This window comes from Rhizobium sp. CBN3, assembly GCF_030518245.1.
Taxonomy (GTDB): domain Bacteria; phylum Pseudomonadota; class Alphaproteobacteria; order Rhizobiales; family Rhizobiaceae; genus Rhizobium; species Rhizobium aethiopicum_A.
Genome location: NZ_JAULSE010000006.1, coordinates 19,161 through 38,380 on the forward strand (window position 1 = coordinate 19,161; position 19,220 = coordinate 38,380).

20 protein-coding genes are annotated in these 19,220 nt (G+C 61.8%); 10 read left to right on the forward strand and 10 right to left on the reverse strand.

What is annotated here, in order from left to right; genetic code table 11:
- Positions 1-245 precede the first annotated feature (245 nt).
- Positions 246-845, reverse strand: a complete 600-nt coding sequence (locus tag QWJ46_RS11270; protein WP_184460421.1) for a transglutaminase-like cysteine peptidase — start codon at positions 843-845, stop codon at positions 246-248.
- Between the two features lie 164 nt (positions 846-1,009).
- Positions 1,010-1,834, reverse strand: a complete 825-nt coding sequence (locus tag QWJ46_RS11275) for a carboxylesterase (protein ID WP_302751200.1) — start codon at positions 1,832-1,834, stop codon at positions 1,010-1,012.
- Positions 1,835-2,012: 178 nt separating this feature from the next.
- On the opposite strand from QWJ46_RS11275, the gene infC reads away from it, so the two are divergent.
- From infC to pheT, 5 genes are all read left to right on the forward strand, one after another.
- The gene (infC, locus tag QWJ46_RS11280) at positions 2,013-2,549 is read left to right on the forward strand and encodes a translation initiation factor IF-3 (protein WP_082240342.1); all 537 of its coding nucleotides are present in this window, start codon (positions 2,013-2,015) and stop codon (positions 2,547-2,549) included.
- A 366-nt stretch (positions 2,550-2,915) separates the two neighbouring features.
- Positions 2,916-3,119 (forward strand): 50S ribosomal protein L35, encoded by a 204-nt coding sequence (gene rpmI, locus QWJ46_RS11285; RefSeq protein WP_011423646.1) that lies wholly within the window; start codon positions 2,916-2,918, stop codon positions 3,117-3,119.
- Between the two features lie 39 nt (positions 3,120-3,158).
- Positions 3,159-3,563 (forward strand): 50S ribosomal protein L20, encoded by a 405-nt coding sequence (rplT, locus tag QWJ46_RS11290; RefSeq protein ID WP_064693455.1) that lies wholly within the window; start codon positions 3,159-3,161, stop codon positions 3,561-3,563.
- 151 nt (positions 3,564-3,714) lie between these two features.
- Positions 3,715-4,797: a phenylalanine--tRNA ligase subunit alpha gene (gene pheS / locus QWJ46_RS11295; protein ID WP_184460424.1), complete on the forward strand. Its 1,083-nt coding sequence runs from the start codon at positions 3,715-3,717 to the stop codon at positions 4,795-4,797.
- A gap of 16 nt (positions 4,798-4,813) precedes the next feature.
- Positions 4,814-7,237: a phenylalanine--tRNA ligase subunit beta gene (gene pheT, locus QWJ46_RS11300; RefSeq protein WP_302751201.1), complete on the forward strand. Its 2,424-nt coding sequence runs from the start codon at positions 4,814-4,816 to the stop codon at positions 7,235-7,237.
- Between the two features lie 51 nt (positions 7,238-7,288).
- On the opposite strand, the gene QWJ46_RS11305 is transcribed toward pheT, so the two are convergent.
- Positions 7,289-7,648 (reverse strand): nuclear transport factor 2 family protein, encoded by a 360-nt coding sequence (locus QWJ46_RS11305; protein WP_011423650.1) that lies wholly within the window; start codon positions 7,646-7,648, stop codon positions 7,289-7,291.
- A 92-nt stretch (positions 7,649-7,740) separates the two neighbouring features.
- Positions 7,741-8,736, reverse strand: a complete 996-nt coding sequence (locus QWJ46_RS11310) for an aldo/keto reductase (RefSeq protein WP_302751202.1) — start codon at positions 8,734-8,736, stop codon at positions 7,741-7,743.
- 129 nt (positions 8,737-8,865) lie between these two features.
- Here QWJ46_RS11310 and QWJ46_RS11315 point away from each other — a divergent pair, with 129 nt between their 5' ends.
- Complete coding sequence (locus tag QWJ46_RS11315) at positions 8,866-9,774, forward strand: LysR family transcriptional regulator (protein WP_302751203.1); 909 nt, start codon at positions 8,866-8,868, stop codon at positions 9,772-9,774.
- 27 nt (positions 9,775-9,801) lie between these two features.
- On the opposite strand, the gene QWJ46_RS11320 is transcribed toward QWJ46_RS11315, so the two are convergent.
- On the reverse strand, positions 9,802-10,299 hold the full coding sequence (locus QWJ46_RS11320) for a ferritin-like domain-containing protein (protein ID WP_210629533.1): 498 nt from the start codon (positions 10,297-10,299) through the stop codon (positions 9,802-9,804).
- 148 nt (positions 10,300-10,447) lie between these two features.
- Between QWJ46_RS11320 and QWJ46_RS11325 the strand changes: the two genes are divergently transcribed.
- Positions 10,448-11,065, forward strand: a complete 618-nt coding sequence (locus tag QWJ46_RS11325; RefSeq protein WP_302751401.1) for a hypothetical protein — start codon at positions 10,448-10,450, stop codon at positions 11,063-11,065.
- On the opposite strand, the gene QWJ46_RS11330 is transcribed toward QWJ46_RS11325, so the two are convergent.
- Together QWJ46_RS11330 and QWJ46_RS11335 are read right to left on the reverse strand one after the other, a co-directional pair.
- A complete protein-coding gene (locus QWJ46_RS11330) occupies positions 11,055-11,498 on the reverse strand; it encodes a GNAT family N-acetyltransferase (RefSeq protein ID WP_184460429.1) in 444 nt (147 codons plus the stop codon). The genes QWJ46_RS11325 and QWJ46_RS11330 overlap by 11 nt on opposite strands.
- On the reverse strand, positions 11,495-12,457 hold the full coding sequence (locus tag QWJ46_RS11335) for an aldo/keto reductase (protein WP_302751204.1): 963 nt from the start codon (positions 12,455-12,457) through the stop codon (positions 11,495-11,497). The genes QWJ46_RS11330 and QWJ46_RS11335 overlap by 4 nt, the downstream gene beginning before the upstream one ends.
- 188 nt (positions 12,458-12,645) lie before the next feature.
- Here QWJ46_RS11335 and QWJ46_RS11340 point away from each other — a divergent pair, with 188 nt between their 5' ends.
- Complete coding sequence (locus QWJ46_RS11340) at positions 12,646-13,632, forward strand: Gfo/Idh/MocA family protein (protein WP_302751205.1); 987 nt, start codon at positions 12,646-12,648, stop codon at positions 13,630-13,632.
- Positions 13,633-13,641: 9 nt separating this feature from the next.
- Here QWJ46_RS11340 and QWJ46_RS11345 read toward each other — a convergent pair whose 3' ends face one another.
- Both QWJ46_RS11345 and QWJ46_RS11350 read right to left on the reverse strand, forming a co-directional pair.
- Positions 13,642-14,019 carry a GtrA family protein gene (locus tag QWJ46_RS11345; protein ID WP_184460432.1) on the reverse strand — a complete coding sequence of 126 codons (378 nt, stop codon included), beginning with the start codon at positions 14,017-14,019 and terminating at the stop codon, positions 13,642-13,644.
- Positions 14,016-15,023 carry a glycosyltransferase gene (locus tag QWJ46_RS11350; RefSeq protein WP_302751206.1) on the reverse strand — a complete coding sequence of 336 codons (1,008 nt, stop codon included), beginning with the start codon at positions 15,021-15,023 and terminating at the stop codon, positions 14,016-14,018. The genes QWJ46_RS11345 and QWJ46_RS11350 overlap by 4 nt, the downstream gene beginning before the upstream one ends.
- Positions 15,024-15,186: 163 nt before the next feature.
- On the opposite strand from QWJ46_RS11350, the gene QWJ46_RS11355 reads away from it, so the two are divergent.
- Positions 15,187-17,031, forward strand: coding sequence for a hypothetical protein (locus tag QWJ46_RS11355; protein ID WP_302751207.1), 1,845 nt, complete (start codon positions 15,187-15,189; stop codon positions 17,029-17,031).
- 28 nt (positions 17,032-17,059) lie between these two features.
- Here QWJ46_RS11355 and QWJ46_RS11360 read toward each other — a convergent pair whose 3' ends face one another.
- Complete coding sequence (locus tag QWJ46_RS11360) at positions 17,060-17,302, reverse strand: hypothetical protein (protein WP_184460435.1); 243 nt, start codon at positions 17,300-17,302, stop codon at positions 17,060-17,062.
- A gap of 335 nt (positions 17,303-17,637) precedes the next feature.
- Between QWJ46_RS11360 and xseA the strand changes: the two genes are divergently transcribed.
- Positions 17,638-19,218 carry an exodeoxyribonuclease VII large subunit gene (xseA, locus tag QWJ46_RS11365; protein ID WP_302751208.1) on the forward strand — a complete coding sequence of 527 codons (1,581 nt, stop codon included), beginning with the start codon at positions 17,638-17,640 and terminating at the stop codon, positions 19,216-19,218.
- Positions 19,219-19,220 lie beyond the last annotated feature (2 nt).

Consider the following 19,220-nt stretch of genomic DNA (forward strand, 5'->3'; position numbering starts at 1 on the left):
CCGAGCAATCGATCCGGCGAATCGATTGCAGCGACGAACGCCCTGAGCCCAAGCGAAGGGCCGGGAGACGGTGCGGCATATCAACACCTCATCTCCCGCGGCACGCAGACGATCAGCCCTCAATGAGGTGCACAGCACGGACCTCGAAGGACGACGACTGCGAAAGCTAACGACGACGCGCCTCCAATCCCCAAAAGCAAAAGGCCGGCTTTCGCCGGCCTTTCCCCACGTCCCCCTCGAAATTCTTAGCGAAGAGCGCCGACCAGAAGGTCGCGGCCGTTCTCGATGGTGACCCAGCGGCCGGCATTGTAGCTCGACTGGCGCTTGACGAAAGTATAGGCCGTCGCAAACCAGGGCTTCACGTCGGCAGCGAGATTGTCGAGCACGAAATCGCCCTCGGCGGTACGCAGCGTCAGGACGGCATGGCCTTCACCGTCGGGCTTGCGCACGACGGTCATCAGCAGATCGGCGGCCGAAAATCCGCGCTGGATCAGCATGCGGCGCTTCAAGAGCGCGAAATCCTCGCAGTCGCCGGCGGTCGTCGGATAGGCCCAGACCTCGTCCCTGCCGTAGATTTCCTTGTCGGTCATCGGTTTGATCGTGCTGTTGACCGTGGCATTGACCGAACGCACAAGCGACCACTTCGCAGGCGTCATCTCGACCGGACCCGCATTGCGGTTTGCGCCGCATTCACTGCTGTGGGTCTGACAGAAATCATAATGGCCGATCGGCTGTGAGGTGGCGTTGCCTGTTACCATGGAAGCATTTCTGCTTGGAGCTGGGATGGCGGCAGGCGCCATCGCAAACACGGCCATCATGGCCACAAAGATACCTTTGAATCGCACGCCCGCTCTTTCCTCGATCGCCCCTTAATTATTAACAAACTGTTAATAGAGAGGGCCGAGAAGAGTCAATCGTTACTTCTTGGGAGCGCTGTGCGACGCGCCAACATGGTTAAAATGCAACGGGTTGGCGGCTTGCGTTAGGCGAATTTCTCGGTCGGTGCCATTCAAATGGGCATCTGCATATTTATTGATGAACGAATGATGCCTTTGACGGCACTGAGGAGAAGGGCGATGTCGCCGGGGCGGGAAAGGCGGTGGTCGCCGTCGCGGATGAAGGTCAGCACCACATCGTCGGCGGGAAGGTGCTCCAGAAGCTTCATCGCGTGCGCATGCGGCACGTCGGGATCTTTCATGCCCTGGAGGATATGCACCGGGCAACCCGTCTCGATCATTCCGTCGAGCACCCGGTTCTTGCGCCCGTCCTCGATCAGTGCCCGCGTATAGATGTTCGGTTCCGGACTGTATTGCGAGCGCTCTTCGAAATAGCCGCGCTCCGCCAGCGACTTGCGCTCCTTGGCCTTAAGGTTCGGCTCGATCAGTTCGGAGGTGAAATCGGGCGCCGGGGCAATCAGCACCATGCCGGCGAGCTTCGGACCACCCTGTCGGGCGAGTTCCTGCGCCAGCCGGAGCGCAATCCAGCCGCCCATCGACGAGCCGACGAGAATGATGCGCTCGGGCGCAACATGGCGGATGACGGCAAGCGCTTCCTCCAGCCAGCGCGAGATCGTGCCGTCGCGAAAACTGCCGCCGGAAAGCCCGTGGCCGGAATAGTCGAGGCGGATGCAGGCGACACCGAGTTCGGCCGCCAGTCCATCGATCTCCGCAGCCTTGGTGCCGCTCATGTCGGAACGGTAGCCGGATAGCCAAACGAGCGATGGGGCAGCATTGCCGGCCTGCGCCGGACGCAGGAGCATGGCGATCTCCCGTGCCGCCTTGCCTTCGCCGACAGTCAGGAACTGCGGTAGGGCATTGCTGATCTGATCGGACATCGGCGAAACCTCCTGTTGTTTCGGCCTATAAAACAGATTCTTGGCAGGCTGACAGCTGGTGATTTTTCCGCTAAAGGATGATATTGACTCCGTTGCAGCGATAACGAGATAGGTTTGTGCACCCTGATTGAGCGTGCGCCGCTGCAACGTTCCGAAACAACGCGAGGAGAATACGACCATTCGCAGACCTTTTAAGACCGATGCGCCCGTGAAGGACGGACCGCGCTCGAATCGTGAAATCCGCATTCCCAAAATTCAGCTGATCGCGGCTGACGGACAGAATATGGGCGTCGTGCCTACCGACCAGGCCTTGAGAATGGCGGAAGAAGCCGGCCTCGATCTTGTCGAAATTTCCCCCAATGCCGAACCGCCGGTGTGCAAGATCCTCGATCTGGGCAAGCTGAAATACGCCAACCAGAAGAAGGCTGCCGAGGCGCGCAAGAAGCAGAAGATCGTCGAAGTCAAAGAAATCAAGATGCGTCCGAACATCGACACCCATGATTATGAGGTGAAGATGAAGGCGATGGGCCGCTTCTTCGACGAAGGCGACAAGGTGAAGGTGACGCTGAAATTCCGCGGCCGCGAAATGGCCCACCAGGAACTCGGCATGAAGCTTCTGCAGCAGGTCAAGGCGGATACGACCGAGATTGCCAAGGTCGAGGCCGAGCCCAAGCTCGAAGGCCGTCAGATGATGATGGTGCTGGCGCCGAAGTAAGCGCCAGTCACTTTTTGCCCGAGGCCGTCCGCAAGGGCGGCTTTTGTGCGTTCGGCCATCCTATCTTCGGCCTTTGTTTTATGCATGTCGTTATCCCGGAACCGCCGCACGCTTCCGGGCGACATGCATAGCCGAAGATTCCTCCGTGGCCCCGTTGCACTTTCGTGGCGCTGCGGTTATAAGCGCGCGTCCGAACTGACCGGCAGGGCATGCCGTGGCAGTTTCGAATGCTTGCGGAACGGTTCGTCGCCGATGCCGCAGATCAACAACAAACGCTCCCGCACCTTGTTGCGACGGCCGGAGAACCGGACTTCGCGAGGAGGGCTTTTTGATGAAGCGCGCATGGAGGACAGAAGGAGTAGCAAAATGCCCAAGATGAAGACGAAGTCTGCTGCCAAGAAGCGGTTCAAGATCACCGCATCCGGCAAGGTCAAGGCGGCTGCGGCTGGCAAGCGCCATGGCATGATCAAGCGCACGAACAAGTTCATTCGCGATGCACGCGGCACGATGGTTCTCGCAGAACCCGATGGCCGCAAGGTCGTAAAGAACTATCTGCCGAACGGTCTCTGAGACTATTCCGGTAACGCGTTAGATTAAGGAGATCATGAAATGGCACGTGTAAAAAGAGGCGTCGCAGCCCACGCCAAGCATAAGAAGGTTCTGAAGCAGGCGAAGGGCTTCTACGGCCGCCGCAAGAACACCATCCGTACCGCCAAGGCCGCCGTCGATCGCGCCAAGCAGTACGCCTACCGCGACCGCAAGGTCAACAAGCGCAACTTCCGTGCGCTCTGGATCCAGCGCATCAACGCTGCCGTTCGTGAATTCGGCCTGACCTATGGCCGCTTCATCGACGGCCTGAACAAGGCCGGCATCGAAGTCGACCGTAAGGTTCTCTCCGACATGGCGATCCACGAGCCGGAAGCATTCGGCGCCCTGGTTGCTGCTGCCAAGAAGGCCCTTGAATATCTCAAGGAAACCGGCACGGCGAACGAGTTTGAAGGCGCGGTTCGGTAACCAGCGCTTCCCAAGCTTGACGCTTTTTTTAATTTTGGGAAACCCGCGCTGGTTTGGGCTAGCGCGGGTTTTTCTTTCTTTATATTCCTTGCGCCCGTCGGCGCCGCCTGCCTCCCGATCCCCGCCTGATACTGGACGGAAAGAAGTAACAATGTCAGATATCGACCAGCTCAACTCATCGCTGCTCGCGGAAATCGCGGCCGCCAATGACGAGACAGCTCTGGAAGCCGTGCGCGTATCCGCGCTTGGCAAGAAGGGCTCCGTCTCCGAACTGCTGAAGACGCTCGGCGCCATGACGCCGGAGGAACGCCAGACCCGGGGGGCTGCGATCAACGCCCTGAAGAATGCGGTGACGGACGCCATTGCCGAGCGCAAGTCGGTGCTGAAGGTTGCGGCGGTCAATGCGCGGCTGAAGGCCGAGACGGTCGATGTCAGCCTGCCGGTGCGCTCCTCGCCCGCCGAGCGCGGCCGCATCCATCCGATCAGCCAGATCGTCGACGAGATCACCGCGATCTTCGCCGACATGGGTTTCTCGATCGCCGAAGGTCCCGATATCGAGACGGACTACTACAATTTCACCGCACTGAACTTCCCCGAAGGCCATCCGGCTCGCGAGATGCACGACACCTTCTTCTTCAATCCGGATGAGAATGGTGAGCGCAAGGTCCTGCGCACCCATACCTCGCCGGTGCAGGTGCGCACCATGGAAGCGCAGCAGCCGCCGATCCGCATCATCATTCCCGGCAAGACCTACCGCCAGGATAGCGACGCCACGCATTCGCCGATGTTCCATCAGGTCGAGGGACTGGTCATCGACAAGAAGGCCAATGTCGCCAACATCCGCTGGGTGCTGGAAGAATTCTGCAAGACCTTCTTCGAGGTCGACAGCGTGACGATGCGTTTCCGTCCGTCCTTCTTCCCCTTCACCGAGCCCTCCTTCGAGGTCGATATCCAGTGCGACCGCTCCGGCCCGATCGTAAAATTCGGCGAAGGCACCGACTGGATGGAGATCCTCGGCTGCGGCATGGTCCACCCCAACGTGCTGCGCTATGGCGGGCTCGATCCGGACGAATATCAGGGTTTTGCCTGGGGCATGGGCCTCGATCGCATCGCCATGCTGAAATACGGCATGCCCGACCTGCGCGACTTCTTCAACGCCGACGTCCGCTGGATGACGCATTACGGCTTCCGCCCGCTCGACATGCCGACGCTGTTCGGCGGTCTGAGCGCTTGAACGGAGATTTGGGACGATGAAATTCACGCTCTCCTGGCTGAAAGAGCATCTCGAAACGGATGCCACGCTGGATGAAATCTGCGCCCGCCTCACCGAGATCGGGTTGGAAGTCGAAGATGTCGACGACAAGGCGGCGTTCAAGCCCTTTGTCATCGCCAAGGTCCTGTCGGCGGAAAAACATCCCCAAGCCGATCGCCTGAAGGTGCTGATGGTGGATACCGGATTCGGCGCGCCGGTGCAGGTCGTCTGCGGTGCCCCGAATGCACGCGCCGGCCTCGTCGGCGCCTTTGCCGCACCTGGAACCTATGTTCCTGGTATCGAGGTGACGCTGGCCGTCGGCAATATCCGCGGCGTCGAGAGCCGCGGTATGATGTGCTCCGAAAAGGAGCTTGAGATATCCGACAATCATGACGGCATCATCGATCTGCCTGATGATGCGCCGGTCGGTCAGAGCTATGCAGCTTACGCCCATCTCGACGACCCCGTCATCGAGATCAACCTGACGCCGAACCGGCCGGACTGCACCTCGATCCACGGCATCGCCCGTGATCTCGCCGCCTCCGGTCTCGGCACGCTGAAGACGCGGCCCGCGCCGTCCTTCGCTATGGAAGGCGAAACGCCGGTGAAGCTGACGCTCGATCTCGATGATCCCCGGCTCTGCCCCGGCTTTGCCCTGCGTCTCGTGCGCGGCGTCAGGAACGGCCCGAGCCCGCGCTGGATGCAGCAGCGGCTCACCGCCATCGGCCTGCGCCCGATCAATGCGCTGGTTGATATCACCAATTACATGACCTTCGATCAGGGGCGGCCGATCCACGTCTTCGACGCCGCCAAGATCAAGGGCAGCCTCACTGTCCGCCGCGCCAGGGAAGGGGAGACCGTGCTGGCGCTCGACCAGCGCGAATACAGGCTCGGCCCCAACAATGTCGTCATAGCAGACGAGGAGGGCATCGAATCGATCGGCGGCATCATGGGCGGCGAACATTCCGGTTGCGACGACGACACCGTGGACGTGCTGATCGAATCCGCTCTGTGGGATCCGATGAACATCGCCAAGTCGGGCCGCAGCCTCGGCATCATCACCGATGCCCGCTATCGCTTCGAACGCGGCGTCGATCCGGAATACATGGTTCCCGGCCTCGAACGCACGACGGAACTGGTGCTGGAACTCTGCGGCGGCACCGCCGCTAGGGCCGAGATTGTCGGCTATCACGGCTACGAACCGAAGGTCGTCGATTTTCCCTATTCGGAGGTGAAGCGCCTGACCGGCCTCGACGTCTCGAATGAGGAAAGCAATACGATCCTGTCGCGGCTCGGTTTCACGGTCTCCGGTTCCGGCGAGCGCGTCTCCGTCGCCGTTCCCTCTTGGCGCCCGGATGTCGACGGTAAGGCCGATCTGGTCGAGGAAGTCATGCGCATCCATGGCGTCGACAATATCAAGCCGGCGCCGCTCGAAAGCCATTCCGCCGTCAACGGCAAGATCCTGACGACTCTGCAAATCCGCACCCGTGCGGCCAAGCGGGCGCTGGCCGCGCGCGGTATGCTGGAAGCCGTCACCTGGTCCTTCATTCCGGAGGAACATGCCAAGCTCTTTGGCGGCGGTTCGCCAGCCCTCAAGCTTGCCAATCCGATCGCCGCCGAAATGTCCGACATGCGCCCGTCCTTGCTGCCGGGTCTGCTGACGGCGGCTCAGCGCAATGCCGACAAGGGTTACGCCGACGTCGCTATCTTCGAAGTCTCCGGCACCTATGAAAACGACCGGCCGGAAGGCCAGCGCCGCGTCGCCGGCGGCATCCGCCGCGGCACGGCCTCGCTCGCTGGCGCCGGCCGCATGTGGTCGAACGTCGCCAAGGGCGGTGGCAAGCCGGTCGACGTCTTCGACGCCAAGGCCGATGCGCTCGCCGTCATCGAAGCCTGCGGCCTGCCGATGGGTAATATCCAGATCGATCAGGGCGGCCTGGAATGGTTTCATCCCGGCCGCTCCGGCACGATCAAGATGGGGCCGAAGATCGTGCTCGGCTATTTCGGCGAATTCCATCCGTTGACGCTGGAAACCCTTGATGTCTCCGGGGCTCTCTGCGGCTTCGAAGTCTATCTCGATGCCATGGCGGAGCCGAAAAAGAAGGCGACCCGCACCAAGCCGGCGCTCGATCTGTCGCCCTTCCAGGCCGTCAAGCGCGACTTCGCCTTCGTCGTCGACAAGACGGTGGAATCAGGCGCGATCGTCAAGGCTGCGACCGGCGCCGACCGCAAGCTCATCACCGGCGTCAACGTCTTCGACATCTTCGAGGGCGCATCGGTCGGCGAGGGCAAGAAGTCGGTAGCGGTCGAGGTTCAGATCCAGCCGGTCGATCGTACGCTGACCGACGAGGATTTCGAGGCGCTGACGCAGAAGATCGTGGCGAGCGTCACGAAATTCACCGGCGGCGTCCTCAGAAGCTGAGCTTCATCTGCCGAAGATAGATTGGACCGGTCGCACAAGCGGCCGGTCCTTTCATGTGTGCAGATGATAGAGTTTGCTGACTATCACCCATCGGCCTTCGATCTTCAGCAGCGAAAGATAGTCGGTGAAGCGCATTCCGGCGAAATCGTCGGTGACCTTCACGCTTGCAGCGTCACCCTCGACATCGACGTTCTGAATGTCCATGAAAGGCTGCGTGCCGGGAGGGGCCGGCTCCTCGGCCAGGATCGCGGCGATAAATTCGTCCCGCGTCAACCATTCGACGGCATTCTGGTAATAGCCGATGATCGAGCTTTTCGGGTGAAAGGCCTTCTTCAAGGCTGCCGCATTGGCGAAGGCCATGCCTTCGACATAGAGATGAACCGTCTGTTCGACTGCCTGCCTGTCCGACATGTTTCCATCCCGTTCTCCGAGATGAGGTTAGATAGTTTCGCCGGCCGCGAAGGCAAGCCCGACCTGTGCGACCGGCCGGGCTTGTCCATTTTTCAAATGTTCGTCATGGCAAGCGAGGCATTCGAATAGCGCTTGCCGGCGACCTGTGCCGCTGGGATCGCTTCGCCGAGCTGATCGAGCTCCTCCGCGCTGAGCGTGATATCGGCAGCAGCGACATTTTGTTCGAGGTGGTGAAGCTTGCGCGCGCCGGGGATTGGCACGATGTCGTCGCCCTGGTTCAGCACCCAGGCCAACGCCAGCTGCGCCGCCGTCACGCCTTTTGCAGCCGCAAGCTTTTCGAGCGTTGCGACAAGCGCCGCATTGGCATCGAAATTGTCGGCCTGGAAACGCGGTACCTGCCGGCGGAAATCGTCGGCGGCAAGGTCGTCGGCCTTGCGGATCGCTCCTGTCAGGAAACCGCGGCCGAGCGGGCTGTAAGGCACGAAACCGATGCCGAGTTCGCGGCAGGTGGCAAGCACATCCTCTTCGGGATCACGCGTCCACAGTGAATATTCGCTCTGCAGCGCTGCGATTGGATGGACCGCATGCGCGCGGCGGATCGTGGCGCTGCCGGCTTCCGAGAGGCCGAGGGCGCGAACTTTCCCTTCCTTCACAAGCTCGGCCATGGCGCCGACCGTGTCCTCGATCGGCACGTTGGGGTCGACCCGGTGCTGGTAGAGCAGATCGATGGTCTCGATGCCCAAACGCTTGAGTGAGGCCTCGGCGACAGCACGTACATGTTCGGGACGGCTGTCGACGCCGGCGATGGCGGCAGCGCCGGCCTGGCTGGTATCGATCTTGAAGCCGAATTTGGTGGCGATCACCACGCGGTCACGGAAGGGCTTCAGCGCTCTTCCGAGAAGAACCTCGTTGGTGAAGGGGCCATAGACCTCGGCCGTGTCGAAGAAGGTGACGCCGAGATCGACGGCGCGGTGCAGTGTCCTCACCGATTCCGCTTCGTCGCTGGCGCCATAGGCAAAGCTCATGCCCATGCAGCCGAGGCCGACGGCAGAGACCGTGAGATCGTTTCCGAGTTTTCTGGTTTTCATGATGCGCTCCTTTTCTGAGCTGGCGTCGAACCGCCTGGGGGATCATGGCGGTACGGGCAGACTATATCGGCACCGCATCAATCAAAAAATGCATGCAGTTTCTAACAGCCTGTTCTATGATTTCGATCAATGAACAGAAGGCAACTCTCTCAACTCGCCGTTCTCGCTGCCGTCTCGGAACATCGCAGCTTCCGGGCCGCGGCCAAGGAACTGCTCGTCGCACCGTCGGCGGTCAGCCATGCCATATCGAGCCTGGAGGAAAGTCTCGGCGTCAGGCTTCTGGCGCGCACGACCCGCAGTGTCGCGCCGACGGAGGAAGGCCGGCTGCTTCTCGAAAGGTTGCGTCCGGCGCTCGAGGAGATCGGCGTCGCGTTGGAGGCGGTCAACGATACGCGCGGCAAACCGGCCGGAAACCTGCGCGTCACTGCGCCGCGCTTTGCCTCCGATATCCTGCTCGCCCCGCGCCTTGGTGATTTTCTCAACGCCTATCCCGATATCACGCTGGAGATCGCCAATGAGGACGGCTTCACCGACATCGTCAAGGAGGGTTTCGACGCGGGCATCCGGCTGGAGGAGAGCCTGGAGGCCGATATGATCGCCGTCAGAATCTCGCCCAATCTGACGACGGTGATTGCGGCCTCGCCCGAATATTTCGAGCGCTATCCGAAGCCGGAGCACCCGCGCGATCTCGTCCATCATCGCTGCATCAAGCGACGCTTCACCAACGGCTCCATCTATCGCTGGGAATTCGAAAAGGATGGGCAGGAACTGATCGTCGCGGTCGACGGACCGCTTGTTGTCAGCGAGGACCGGCTGGCCCTTCTTGCCGCGCTGAACGGCGCCGGTCTTGCCTATCTCTTCGACATGCGGGTGCACACCGAGCTGTCGGCCGGCAGGCTCGTGCGGGTGCTGGAGGATTGGTGCGCGCCCTATCCCGGGCCGTTTGTCTATTATCCAAGCCGGCGGCAAATGCGGCCGGCGCTGCGCGCCTTCATCGATTTCTTCAGATATGTGGCGAGGGATGCGGGCGGCCGGTGAGGGCCGCCGCTCGTTTGCCTCGTTTCCTCAGGCGGCTTTTGCCTTCTGGTTTGCCGCCGTCGTAGCGAGCTTGGTAAGGATCTTGTCGGTGGCCGTTTCCTCCTGCAGCGTCTGGTCGAGCAGGGCGACGACATCCTTCTGGCCGAGCGTTGCGGCCCATGTCTTCAGCGTGCCGTAACGGGCGATTTCATAGTGCTCGACCGCCTGGGCAGCCGAGATCAGCCCGGCATCCAGCGCCGGTGTGCCCTTGAATTCTTCCATGATCTCTTCGCCCTCGGCGATAATGCCCTGGATCGCCTCGCAGGTCTTGCCCTGGGCGCGCTTGCCGATCTTTTCAAAAACCTGCTGCAGGCGCTCGACCTGGGCTTCGGTTTCCTCGAGATGCTTCTGGAAACCGGCCTTCAGTTCGGAGGACTGGGCGGCGCGCGCCATCTTCGGCAGGGCGCGCAATATCTGCCGCTCGGCAAAATAGATGTCCTTGAGCGTGTCGTAGAAGAGATCTTCCAACGTCTTTTCCTTGGCCATTTTCTCGATCCTTGTTTTGGGAAAGGCCGCGAATGCGGCGACACACTAAGAAGCGAAGATCGCGCAATTTGTTCCCGATCGATTTCGGGTGGACTGGAAAACCGTGCCGAGCAATCATCCTGCCGCCGATGTGGAGGACGAAAAGATCATGCGAAAGCCGGGTTCGATGAAAGGTCTGGAGGATCTCGGCCGCGTGCGCCTGTCGCAAAACTTCTTCTTCCGCGATTTCCTGCATTCGGAGATCGCCGATTTCTACCGCATTCCCAATATCCCCGAGGATCCCGATTTGGCGATCGAAGCCGGTAAAAGACTTTGCGAGGAACTGCTGGAGCCGCTGGAAGCGACGTTCGGGCGTCTTCACATCCGCTCCGGCTACCGCTCGCCCGCGGTCAACCGCTTCGGCAACGCGAACAATCTGAACTGTTCCACCAATGCCGCCACGGCTGCGCATCACATCTGGGATATCAGGGATCTCGACGGCTGCATGGGCGCCGCCGTCTGCATTGCCGTGCCCTGGATGATCGACCGCTATCGCGATGAAAGCGACTGGCAGCGGCTCGCCTGGTGGATCCACGACCATCTGCCCTACGCCTCGCTCTGCTTCTTTCCAAAGCTCTGGGCCTTCAACATTCAATGGCACGAACGGCCGAAGCGGGTGATCCAGAGCTATGTCAGGCCGCGCGGCATCCTGACCAAGCCGGGCATGGCGAACTGGGAGGGTGACCACGCCGTTTTCTACGAAGGATTTCCGGCACTCAGAAACTGATGCGGTAACGGATGTGGCCGTCGCTCTCGACATAGCTGTCGTAGAGCGCGCGGGCCGTCTTGTTCTGCTCGCTCGTATGCCAATAGAGCCGCGACCAGCCGTTCGCCTTGCAGAGTGCGACGAGATCGTCCAGTAGCGCCCGGCCGACGCCCCTGCCGCGCGCACCGGCATCGACGAAGAGGTCTTCGAGATAACAGTCCCTGCCGCGGATCCAGCTGCCCTCATGCGTCAGGAAAAGCGCAAAGCCCATGATCCTGCCGTCGATCTCGGCGACGCGCATCGCGATCGCCGAGGCCGGATCGAAGACCCGGCGCCATGTCTGGTCGGTGATATCGGCATCGATGGTCACCTCGTAAAAGGCGAGATAGGCTGCCCAAAGTTCGCGCCAGCGGGCTTCATCCTCGGGGCGGGCATCACGTATCGTTACGGTCATGACTCTTTTCTTTCAGCGCCGGCTTCGTCGAGCAGCGCCATTGCATCATTGGAAAGGGAAAGTGTCGCCGACTTCACCAGGCTTTCGAGCTGTGACAGGCTGGTCGCGCTGGCGATCGGCGCCGTCACGCCCTTCTTGCGCAACAGCCACGCAAGCGAGATTTCCGCCGGCTTGGCGCCAGTCTCGGCGGAAACCTTGTCGATCGCGGCAAGAATGCGCAGGCCCTTTTCGTCGAGATATTGCGAAACACGGCCTTCGCGCGCCCGTCCCTGCGTGTCGGCCTTGCTGCGGTATTTGCCGGTGAGAAAGCCGGCGGCGAGGCCGAAATAGGTGATGACGCCGATATCCTGACGGACGCAGAGATCGGCAAGCGGCCCTTCGAAGCTGGCGCGTTGGTAGAGATTATACTCCGGCTGCAGCACGTCGTAGCGCGGCAGGCCGGCTTTCTCGGCTGCGTCGAAGGACGCCTGGAGCAGATCGGCATCATAGTTCGAGCAGCCGATGGCGCGGATCTTGCCCTGCTGCTTCAGCTTTGCAAAGGCGCCGAGCGTTTCCTCGTGCGGCGTGTCGGCATCCGGCCAATGCGAGAGATAGAGATCGATATAGTCGGTCTGCAGCCGACGCAGCGACGCCTCGACTGCCGTCAGAATGTAGCTCGCCTTGAGCGTCTTTCCCTGGCCCATGTCCGAGCCGACCTTGGTGACGATGACCGCCTTGTCGCGAGAGATCCGGGCCTGTTTCAGCCAGCGTCCGATGATCTCCTCGGAATCGCCGCCCTTGTTGCCGGGAACCCATGCGGAATAGACGTCCGCCGTATCGATCGTGTTGAGACCGGCATCGAAGAAGGCGTCGAGAATGGCAAAGGATGTTTTCTCGTCGGCCGTCCAGCCGAAGACATTGCCGCCGATCACGATCGGCGCGATCGAAAGCCCTGTTTTTCCAAGCCGGCGCATTTCCATAAGGCTCTCCAAAATGGGTGAAATATCTAAGGCTGTATTGAATCGCGGAAACGGCGGAACGCCGTCCGGCCAAGTTAGCGCGATCCCGGCGCCAGGCAAACCCGGCTTCCGCAATTTCATGTCGCGCCATTGCGTCGCGGCGGAGGCCTGAATATGGTTCGCGAATATCGGTTTTGGGAGGCTCGCACATGCTGCGTTTCGGTATCATTTCAACGGCGAAGATCGGCCGCGACAATGTCGTTCCCGCCATCCAGGACGCGGAAAATTGCGTCGTCACGGCGATTGCCAGCCGCGATCTGGCGCGGGCAAGGGTGATGGCCGATCGCTTCTCCGTGCCGCATGCCTTCGGCTCCTATGAAGAAATGCTGGCTTCCGACGTCATCGACGCTGTCTATATCCCGCTACCGACGTCGCAGCATATCGAATGGTCGATCAAGGCAGCTGATGCCGGCAAACATGTGCTCTGCGAAAAGCCGCTGGCGCTGAAGGCCGGCGATATCGACGCGGTGATCGCTGCCCGCGACCGCAACCGCGTGGTGGTGACCGAAGCCTATATGGTCACCTATTCCCCGGTCTGGCAGAAGGTGCGTTCGCTGATCGGCGAGGGTGCGATCGGTTCGCTTCGGCATGTGCAGGGCGCTTTCACCTATTTCAACCGCGACCCCGCCAATATGCGCAACGTTCCTGAACTCGGCGGCGGCGGCCTTCCCGATATCGGCGTCTATCCCGTCATGAGCACGCGTTTTTCCACCGGCAAGGAGCCGCTCTGGGTCCAGGCGATCACTGAGCGCGACCCGGATTTCGGCACGGATGTCTATTCGAGCGTCAAGGCCGATTTCGGCGATTTCGAGCTGAGCTTTTATGTCTCGACACAGATGGCCAACCGCCAGGTCATGGTCTTCCACGGCACCGAAGGTTACATCGAGGTGAAGTCGCCCTTCAACGCCAATCGCTGGGGGCCGGAAGAGATCGAACTCGCCGATCGCAGCCACAATGAATCGCGCATCTTCCGCTATCAGGACAGCCGCCAATACAGGCGCGAAGTCGAGGCCTTCGCTCGCGCGGTCAAGAACGGCAAGGAAGAGATCGTCACGCTCGAAAACTCGAAGCTGAACCAGAAGGTGATCGATGCGATCTACCGCGCCAGCGAGAAGGACGGCTGGGAGGCGGTCTGATCATTCCGCTCATTCCGGGCGGAAGACGAAGCGCGAATAGCCGAAGAAGCTGAAGACCATCGAGGCGACGCTGGCGATCACCATGGCCGCCAGCGGTTGAAGCGCGGGCAGCGAAAGCAGCAGTGCAGAGTAAAGCCCGTAATTGACCAGCGCTGCCGTCACGCCGACCGAGCCGTAGCGGAAGCCCTCGGCGGCAAGCGAACGGCCGGAGCGATCGAAGGTGAAGCTGCGATTGAAAGCCCAGGTGGCCGCCATTGCCGTCGCGATGGCGACGAGCCGGGCCAGAAACGGCCCGAGCGGCGTCAGGTGGAGCAGCGCCGCCAGCATGCCGGCATCGACAAGGAAACCGATGCCGCCGCCGATCGCAAAGCGGACGAGCTTTCTCATGCCGCATCCGCCTTGCCGGGCCGTTCACGCGATGCCGGTTTGGCGTCGGCGAGCGGCGTCTTGGCCGCACTCGGGGTCTCCAGGCTCATATAATGGATGCGAAGCTGCTCGGCCCGGGCCCGGGCCACGGAATCCAGGATGACGCCGGCGGTAAAAAGCATGAAGGAGATCATCATCAGCGCCATCGACAGCACCCAGGTCGGCATGCGGCTGACGAGGCCCGTGTCGAAATATTCCGCCAGCACCGGCGTCATGAAGCCGAGGCTCGTCAGCATGAAGGCTGCGCTGATCGCGCTGAAGAAGGCGAAGGGCCGGGTTTCCTTCATCAGCATCGCGAACATCCAGAGGATTTTTCCGCCGTCGCGGAACGTCGAAAGCTTGCTATGCGAGCCTTCCGGGCGGCGGCCATAGTCAAGTTCCAGCTCGCTGACCGGAAGCTTCAGCCGGGAAGCATGCACCGACATCTCGGTTTCGATCTCGAAGCCGCCGGATACCGCCGGGAAACTCTTGACGAAGCGGCGCGAGAAAGCGCGGTAGCCGGAAAAGATATCGGTGAAGTCGGGGCCGAAGATCGTCCGGTAGAGCAGGTTGAAAAGCCGGTTGCCAAGCGCATGGCCCTGACGGCCGGCATCGGCATGCACGCCGCGCCGGGTTCCCACAACCATGTCGGCGCGCTCGGTGAGAAGCGTCCGCACCAGCTCCTCGGCATCGCCAGGCGCATAGGTTCCGTCGCCGTCGGCGATGATGTAGATGTCGGCCTCGATGTCGGCGAACATGCGGCGCACGACATGCCCCTTGCCTTGCCGCCGCTCGCGCACGACATGCGCTCCGGCCAGCATCGCCTGCAGCGCGGTCCCGTCGGTGGAATTATTGTCGTAGACGTGGATCGCGGCATCCGGCAGCGTCGCCCGGAAGCCCTGGACCACAGCGCCGATCGTCGCAGCTTCGTTGTAGCAGGGAAGCAGGACGGCAATGTCCGGGTGATGGGTAAGCGTTCGGGCCATGACTCTACACTCGTTACATTGAAAGCCGTCACCAGCCTAAATCACGCAGCGTTAATAAGACGCTATGACGCAGGCAAAATCGGCTGCGTCCGCAGACGGCTTTACACTTTCTTGATCGGCGCCCGTTAAGGTTCGGGCATCTGGAAACGAAGCGCTAACCACGATGAACGCCGTGCAGCCGATCGCTGATGCATCCGCCGTCACCGCCACCCGCAGGAACCGGCTCGGGGGGCTGCTGACGCGTCTGTGGCCGGCTGTCATTGCCTATAGTGTTATCCTCGCCGCCGTTATCCTTGTTACCAAATTCCACGGCGCCACCGATTATGTCGGTCCCGACAATGACGACGGCATGCGTCTCGTCGAGGTTCGCGATTTTCTTGCCGGCCAGGGCTGGTTCGATCTGATGCAATATCGTCTCGGCCTTGCCGGCGGCACGCTGATGCACTGGTCGAGGCTGATCGATCTGCCGATCGCTTCGCTGATCTGGTTCTTCGGCCTGTTTGCGCCGCGTGAAACCGCTGAGGCGCTGGCGCTCGCCGTCTGGCCGGTATCACTCATCTTTCCTGCCATGCTCGCCATGGGCGTTGCCGGCCGGCGGATCGGCGGCGTTGCGGGCATGCATATCGCCCTCGGTCTCACCGCTCCGGCGATCTACACCGGAAACCGCTTCGCCCCGGGCGCCATCGATCATCACAATGCGCAACTGGCGCTGGTCGCGACGATGGTGGCGATGCTCGTGGATCCCGAGCGTCGCGGTTGGAGCTACGCGGTCGCCGGCGTTGCGGCGGCTGTCGCCATCGCCATCGGCGCCGAGACCACCCCTTTCGTCGCCGCCGTCTGCCTCACCGTCGCCCTGCTCTGGGCATGGGAAGGCGAGAATTTCGCCATCGCCGCCCGGGCCTTCGGGCTGTCGCTGACGATTGCGATCAACATTCTTTTCTTCGCAACGGTGCCGCCCCGGCTCTATTCGATGGTCACCTGCGACAATCTCTCGCTCGGCTATTATAGTCTGGCGGCGATTGGTGGCGGCCTGCTGCTGTTTTCGGCCGTTTTTGCGAGCGGCTTGCGTCGGCCCTTGCGCTTTGCCGCACTCGCCTTTGTCGGCGCCGGCGTTTTCGGTGCGGCGATCGTCATCGCACCGCAATGCCTGAGCGATCCGTTGGGCAGTCTCGATCCGATGCTGGTCGAACTCTGGCTGCGGCATATTTCGGAAGCCCAGTCGCTCCTGGCGCTGGCGCGCACCGATCCCACCTCGGTCGGCGCCTTCTATGCGGCAGGCCTCTTCGGCGTCGCCGTCTGCATCTTTCGCATCATTCAGCGTGACCGCGTGCAAATCCACCTGGTCCTGCTCTTTCTGCTCGCCACGAGCTGGGCGATCGCGCTGGTTCAGGTGCGCGGCTCTGCCTTCTCGAACCTGCTTTCGATCCTGCCGCTCGCCCTGCTGATCATCGACGTCAGGCGCATCTCCAACAGCGACAGCGAGAATGTCGCCGTCGCCTTCGTCTATGTGATGACCGTACTCGCAAGCGTTCCGGCGGTCTGGGCCGTCGGCGGCGGCCTTGTCTCAATGCAGATGGAGAACGCCGCGCAGAAGGCGACAGAGCCGACAAAGGCGCTTTCCTGCACATCGAAAGAGGCGCTGGCGCCGCTTGCCGAGCTGCCGCCCGGCCTGATCTCCGCGCCATCGGAAATGGGCGTGCCGATCCTCCGCTTCACGCAGAACCGGGTTCTCTCCGCCCCCTATCATCGCGATCAGGGCGGCATGCTGACGGAAATGCATATCGGCCTGGCAAAGCCGCAGGAGGCGGAAGCCTTCCTGAAGGGGGCTGGTGTCACGGCGCTTGCCTTCTGCCCTAAGGACCTGCAGACGCGCGAACTCGCCAAACTGAAGCCGGATGGGCTCTATGCCGAACTCGGCAAGGGGAATATTCCGCCTTATCTGGAACCGCTGGCGAAGGGCCCGGATACGGGCGTCCAGTTCTTCCGCTACCGGCCGACGGCGAATTGACGGCGGCAGCCTTCATGTTGCGCTGACGTCAGTGAGACGTGCGGACGGCTCGCAGGCGATCGCTGGCATAAAGCCCGAGCACGAAGAGGATAAGGCCGCCATTATAGCCGAGAATGGCATAAACAAGCGCCAGAAGTGACACTGGCCCCGGCGAGGTTATCGCCGCCAGCGTGAAGGTCATTCCGATCAGCGCGGCGACCAAAGCGATCACTGCGGCCGAGCGCATTAACCCGGCGCTGATGCCCAATGCTGCTGCTGTGAGAATAATCATTTCAGCACCTTCCCAGAGAGAACGAGGGGAAGCATAGGAAGCGCCAACTAACAAAGATTTACCGGCTCTCTCGGCTGAAAATCCTTTGTATTGCGGTGGTTAGCAATCCCTTTCGGGTAAAACGCGCTTTTTATCTTTGCGTTCCCCGATGAAATGGATTTTCCCGTTTTTCTTGTCATTCTTGCCGCTGCAACGACCGCATGCACGCAATGGCCAAGGCATGAATGATGGAACGGCGGCGACCCTGCCACGCCAACGGTTCAGCAAACGGGAAAACGGGTCTCGCCGGCGGTCGCGACCTTCACGTTTCCCGTCAATGGAAATAGAAAGGAGGGATGAGCAACCTCTTCGACAGCGATTCGCCGACCAACCTTGCCGAATATTCGGTTTCGGAGCTTTCCGGCTCGATCAAGCGCACCATCGAAACCGCATTCGACCAGGTTCGCGTGCGCGGTGAAATATCCGGTTATCGCGGTCCGCACTCCTCCGGCCACGCTTATTTCGCACTGAAGGACGACCGCGCCCGTATCGACGCCGTTATCTGGAAGGGCACGTTCTCGCGGCTGAAGTTCCGCCCCGAGGAAGGCATGGAGGTGATCGCCACCGGCAAGGTCACCACTTTTCCCGGCTCCTCGAAATATCAGATCGTCATCGAGACGCTTGAGCCGGCAGGCGCCGGCGCGCTGATGGCGCTGATCGAGGAGCGCAAGCGCAGGCTCGGCGCCGAGGGCTTGTTCGATGCAGCCCGCAAGAAGCGGCTGCCCTTCATGCCGCATGTGATCGGCGTCGTCACCTCGCCGACCGGCGCGGTCATCCGCGATATCCTTCACCGCATCTCCGATCGGTTTCCCGTGCATGTCCTCGTCTGGCCGGTGAAGGTCCAGGGGGAGGGATCCGGCGAGGAGGTGGCGAACGCTATTCGCGGCTTCAATGCGCTGGAGCCCGCCGGCGCCGTCCCCCGCCCCGATGTGCTGATCGTCGCGCGCGGCGGCGGCAGCCTGGAAGATCTCTGGAGTTTCAACGACGAGATCGTCGTGCGCGCTGCTGCCGAAAGCCGCATACCGCTGATCTCGGCCGTCGGCCATGAAACCGACTGGACGCTGATCGACTATGCCGCCGATGTCCGCGCTCCGACGCCGACCGGGGCGGCGGAAATGGCTGTGCCCGTCAAGGCGGAGCTTGAGGCGCAGGCCGCGGCGCTTGCCGCCCGCCTGCAGGGCTGCATGAACCGGCAGATGGATCAGCGCCGCCAGTCCGTCCGTAGTCTGATGCGGGCGTTGCCTTCGCTCGATCAGCTTCTCGCCTTGCCGCGCCGCCGCTTCGACGAGGCGGCGGCCGGCCTTGGTCGCGGGCTGGAGCTCAACACCATCAACAAGCGGCGCGGCTTCGAGCGCGCCGCCGCGCATCTGCGATCGGATCTGCTTTCCGGCCGCATTGCCGAGCGTCGCCAGACGCTGAACGAGCGGATCGTGCGGGCCGAGCGCACGGTCGAGCGGCTGATCGACCGCTCGACGTCACGTGTCGAGCGCGCCGAGGCGATTCTTGCTTCACTGCCCGCACGGTTGAAAGCGCAAACCGACCGCTCCCGCGAACGTCTCGGCAATCTTTCCCGCCATGCCGATACGGCGATCCGCCACCAGCTGACACGCGCCCGCGCCGAGCTCTCGGCGCAGGATCGCGTGCTGCAGTCGCTCTCCTACAAGAACGTGCTGAAGCGCGGCTACGCCGTCATTCGCGATGAGGACAACAAGCCGGTCTCGCAGGCGGCCGCACTCTCCGCCGGCATGGGCATCGCCATCGAATTTGCCGACGGCCGTGTCGGAGCGATGACGACGGAAGGCGGCATCCCACCTGGTGGCGCCAAGAAGCGAAGCACAAAACCGGCGGAGCCGACGAAGCAGGGAAGCCTTTTCTAAAG

Excerpts from the sequence above, each read along its gene's own strand:
- QWJ46_RS11320 (WP_210629533.1), bottom strand. The coding sequence starts at position 10,299 with ATGGCCAAGGAAAAGACGTTGGAAGATCTCTTCTACGACACGCTCAAG.
- xseA (WP_302751208.1), top strand. The coding sequence starts at position 17,638 with ATGAGCAACCTCTTCGACAGCGATTCGCCGACCAACCTTGCCGAATAT.
- rpmI (WP_011423646.1), top strand. The coding sequence starts at position 2,916 with ATGCCCAAGATGAAGACGAAGTCTGCTGCCAAGAAGCGGTTCAAGATC.
- QWJ46_RS11345 (WP_184460432.1), bottom strand. The coding sequence starts at position 14,019 with ATGAGAAAGCTCGTCCGCTTTGCGATCGGCGGCGGCATCGGTTTCCTT.
- pheT (WP_302751201.1), top strand. The coding sequence starts at position 4,814 with ATGAAATTCACGCTCTCCTGGCTGAAAGAGCATCTCGAAACGGATGCC.
- QWJ46_RS11355 (WP_302751207.1), top strand. The coding sequence starts at position 15,187 with ATGAACGCCGTGCAGCCGATCGCTGATGCATCCGCCGTCACCGCCACC.
- QWJ46_RS11360 (WP_184460435.1), bottom strand. The coding sequence starts at position 17,302 with ATGATTATTCTCACAGCAGCAGCATTGGGCATCAGCGCCGGGTTAATG.
- pheS (WP_184460424.1), top strand. The coding sequence starts at position 3,715 with ATGTCAGATATCGACCAGCTCAACTCATCGCTGCTCGCGGAAATCGCG.
- QWJ46_RS11350 (WP_302751206.1), bottom strand. The coding sequence starts at position 15,023 with ATGGCCCGAACGCTTACCCATCACCCGGACATTGCCGTCCTGCTTCCC.
- rplT (WP_064693455.1), top strand. The coding sequence starts at position 3,159 with ATGGCACGTGTAAAAAGAGGCGTCGCAGCCCACGCCAAGCATAAGAAG.
- QWJ46_RS11315 (WP_302751203.1), top strand. The coding sequence starts at position 8,866 with ATGAACAGAAGGCAACTCTCTCAACTCGCCGTTCTCGCTGCCGTCTCG.
- QWJ46_RS11325 (WP_302751401.1), top strand. The coding sequence starts at position 10,448 with ATGCGAAAGCCGGGTTCGATGAAAGGTCTGGAGGATCTCGGCCGCGTG.
- QWJ46_RS11340 (WP_302751205.1), top strand. The coding sequence starts at position 12,646 with ATGCTGCGTTTCGGTATCATTTCAACGGCGAAGATCGGCCGCGACAAT.
- QWJ46_RS11335 (WP_302751204.1), bottom strand. The coding sequence starts at position 12,457 with ATGGAAATGCGCCGGCTTGGAAAAACAGGGCTTTCGATCGCGCCGATC.
- QWJ46_RS11310 (WP_302751202.1), bottom strand. The coding sequence starts at position 8,736 with ATGAAAACCAGAAAACTCGGAAACGATCTCACGGTCTCTGCCGTCGGC.
- QWJ46_RS11330 (WP_184460429.1), bottom strand. The coding sequence starts at position 11,498 with ATGACCGTAACGATACGTGATGCCCGCCCCGAGGATGAAGCCCGCTGG.
- QWJ46_RS11275 (WP_302751200.1), bottom strand. The coding sequence starts at position 1,834 with ATGTCCGATCAGATCAGCAATGCCCTACCGCAGTTCCTGACTGTCGGC.
- QWJ46_RS11305 (WP_011423650.1), bottom strand. The coding sequence starts at position 7,648 with ATGTCGGACAGGCAGGCAGTCGAACAGACGGTTCATCTCTATGTCGAA.